1 protein-coding gene is annotated in these 3,283 nt (G+C 69.0%); it reads left to right on the plus strand.

Features of this window, described 5'->3' with window-relative positions; genetic code table 11:
* Window positions 1-563: 563 nt before the first annotated feature.
* A complete protein-coding gene (locus ACIBAD_RS37560; protein WP_398911541.1) occupies window positions 564-3,032 on the plus strand; it encodes a glycoside hydrolase family 44 protein in 2,469 nt (822 codons plus the stop codon).
* Window positions 3,033-3,283 lie beyond the last annotated feature (251 nt).

Here is a 3,283-nt window from a genome sequence, read left to right on the forward strand (position 1 = left end):
CCCTGAAATCCTCAGTAGGCGTGCTCTGAGTGCCGGGGCAACCGCTCCAGGGTGTGATCAGTGGCTTGTGCCTTGGCCTCATACCTGTCGTGAAGGCGTCGGAGAAGCGCCCTGGTGTGCCGTGCTAGCGGGCGGTGCTGGGCCTCATCGATGACCAGAGCCATCACGTAGTGGTCTGGCGCGCCCGCACAGCGTCGACGGGCATGGCGGCCCTGAGGTTGGGCCAGTACCGGACACCGCGTCCGTCAACTCACCTCGACCAGCCACAAGATCAGTTATCAGACCGGCTCTAGGCGCACGCATCAACTCGACGAGCTCCTATCGCTGTTCGCGGCAGCCTTCCCCCTTGAGTCGGTCGCAGCCCTCCATCTCCACCACCGAGCCGAGGTCGGGGTTGGCGTTCCGTGCATACATGTTGACACCCGGGTCCAGGCGCTCCAGACTTCTGGGTGGGAGCGCTCCCACTCCGTAACTGTCCTACTGGAGCGGCGAGTTGAGTGCCGGACTCCCGCAGCGCGGTCGTTTCCATCCCCCACCCAAGGCCGCGGCGCTGCAGGCGGTACGTGTCGATCGCACGGAACGGCGTACCGGGCTGGCTGCGGGTCACCGCCGGCACCCCCGCCGAGAACGACGCGTTCCTGGAGCTTCGGGCGTTGCGGGCCGTACCCCCCGCGCTGTCGGCTGCTGAGAAGGAGACCATGCGTACGACACACAAGGCGGCCGTCGTGGCGGCAGTCGCGGTACTGCTGGCCGGTAGCGGAGCGGCGCAGGCCGTCGGCACCGCGCCCGGGCGAGCGGTTTCCGCGGCCGCTGCCACCGCGGGCCCGGCGATCACCGTGGATGCCACCAGCGGGCGGCACGCCATCGACCCCCACATCTACGGCATGAACTTCCCCGACGAGGCACTGGCCAAGGAGCTGCATCTGCCGATCGGCCGCTGGGGCGGCAACGCCACCAGCCGTTACAACTACAAGCTCGACGCCTACAACGCCGGGTCGGACTGGTACTTCGAGGACCTGCACTACAACAACGACACCGCGGCACTGCCCGCCGGATCGCAGGCCGACAAGTTCGTCGAGCAGAACCGCAGGACCGGCACCGACACGCTGATGACCGTGCCGATGACCGGCTGGACGGCGGCCGGCCGCGACAGCGGCTGCGGGTTCAGCGTGGCCAAGTACGGTCCTCAGCAGGAGACCGACGCGCAGTGGCGGCCGGACTGCGGCAACGGCAGGAAGCCCGACGGCACCCTGATCACGGGCAACGCTCCGGCCGAGACCAGCACGCCCGCGGGGCCGGGCTTCGTCAAGGGCTGGGTGCAATACCTCGACAGTACCTACGGCACCGCGAACACCGGCGGGGTGCGCTTCTACAACCTGGACAACGAACCGGACCTGTGGTTCGGCACGCACCGCGATGTCCACCCGACCGGCCCGGGCTACGACGAACTGCGCGACAGCACCTACGCCGTCGCCGCAGCCGTCAAGGACGCCGACCCGGCTGCGCAGACCCTCGGCCCCGTCGGCTGGGGCTTCAACTCGCTGATCTACTCCGGCCTGGACCAGCAGGTGTGCGCCGAGCAGGGGGACAGTTGCTGGTCGAACCCCCCGGACGCCGCCGCGCACGGCGGCGTGCAGTTCGCCCCGTGGTACCTGCAGAAGATGAAGGAGTACGAGCAGGCGCGCGGGCGCCGGATCCTGGACTACTTCGACGAGCACATTTACCCGCAGCAGTCCGGTGTGTCCGGCAGTGCGGACGATGCGGCGACGCAGGCCCTGCGTCTGCGTTCCACCCGGCAGCTGTGGGATCCCTCGTACGTCGACGAGAGCTGGATCAACCAGCCGATCCAGTTCGTCCCCCGGATGCGCTCGCTGGTCGACCAGAACTACCCAGGTACGAAGCTGGCCATCTCGGAGTACAACTGGGGCGCGCTGGACCACATCGACGGCGGCCTGGCCCAGGCCGACGTGCTGGGGATCTTCGGACGTCAGGGGCTGGACCTGGCCACCCTGTGGTCACCGCCCAAAGCGACCGACCCCGGAGCGTACGCCTTCCGCATGTTTCTGAACTACGACGGCCAGGGCGGCACCTTCGGGAACACCTCGGTCAAGGCCGCGAGCGCCGACCAGGACAAGCTGTCGGTGTACGCGGCCGAGCGCAGCAGCGACCACGCCACCACGGTCATGGTGATCAACAAGACCACCGGCGACCTGACCGCACCCGTCTCCGTGACCGGCGGCACCGCACTCCCGGCAGCGGCGCAGGTCTACCGCTACGGCCAGGGCGGTCCCACCGCGATCCAGCACCCGGCCGGTCAGCCGCTGAACGGCGGCTCCTTCACCGCGACTTTCCCGGCGTACTCGATCACCGAGTACGTCATTCCCGCCGGCTCGGCCCAGGCCACCCCGCCCTCGGCACCGGGCACTCCCACCGCCTCCGCGACCGGCCCCGACCGGGTGACGCTGACCTGGCCGGCCGCCACAGCCGGGACCTCCCCCCTGGCGGACTACCGCGTGTACGCCGGCGACCCGGCCAGCACGGCGCCGCTGGCCACCGTTCCCGCGTCAGCCACCACCGCCACCGTCACCGGCCTGACCCCGGCCACCGTCTACACGTTCCGCGTGGTGGCCACCGACACCGGGGGCCGCATTTCACCTCCGTCGGCTACGCTACAGGTCACCACGGGCCCGGCCACGACGAGCGGCTGCACCGTCGCCTACCAGGTCGGCAACGACTGGGGCACCGGCTTCACCGCGAGCGTGAAGATCACCAACCTGGCGCCACCGGTCACCGGCTGGAACCTCGGATTCACCTTCGCCGGCAACCAGACGGTCACCCAGGGCTGGAACGGCACCTGGTCACAGACCGGCGCCACGGTCACCGTCAAGGACGCCGGCTGGAACGCGTCCCTGCTCACAGGGGGTTCCACCACGATCGGCTTCAACGGCGCCTACTCCGGCGCCAACCCCGCACCCGGCGGCTTCACCCTCAACGGCACCACCTGCACCACCGTCGGCACCGCGCTTCACTGACCCGCCCCGCCCGCGCATGGCCGATCCCGAACAACAAGGGGTCGGCCATGCGCCGACGTTTGCCGTCCCTGGTCAGCCCAGTTGTGCTTGCATGCTTCGTTGAATCCTCCCCTCCCTGCAGGGAGGGGATTCCTGACTCTCCAGGGCTGATCGGGATTTCTAGCTCACGCTGCCAGGTGGGGCAGCGCCCCGATAGGTCTTCCGCGATCGGCGCTAGTGACCTGAGTCAGAGGTTCGTCGTTACTGAGGAT

Origin of the sequence: Streptomyces sp. NPDC051109 (genome assembly GCF_044455885.1) — a bacterium.
GTDB lineage: Bacteria > Actinomycetota > Actinomycetes > Streptomycetales > Streptomycetaceae > Streptomyces.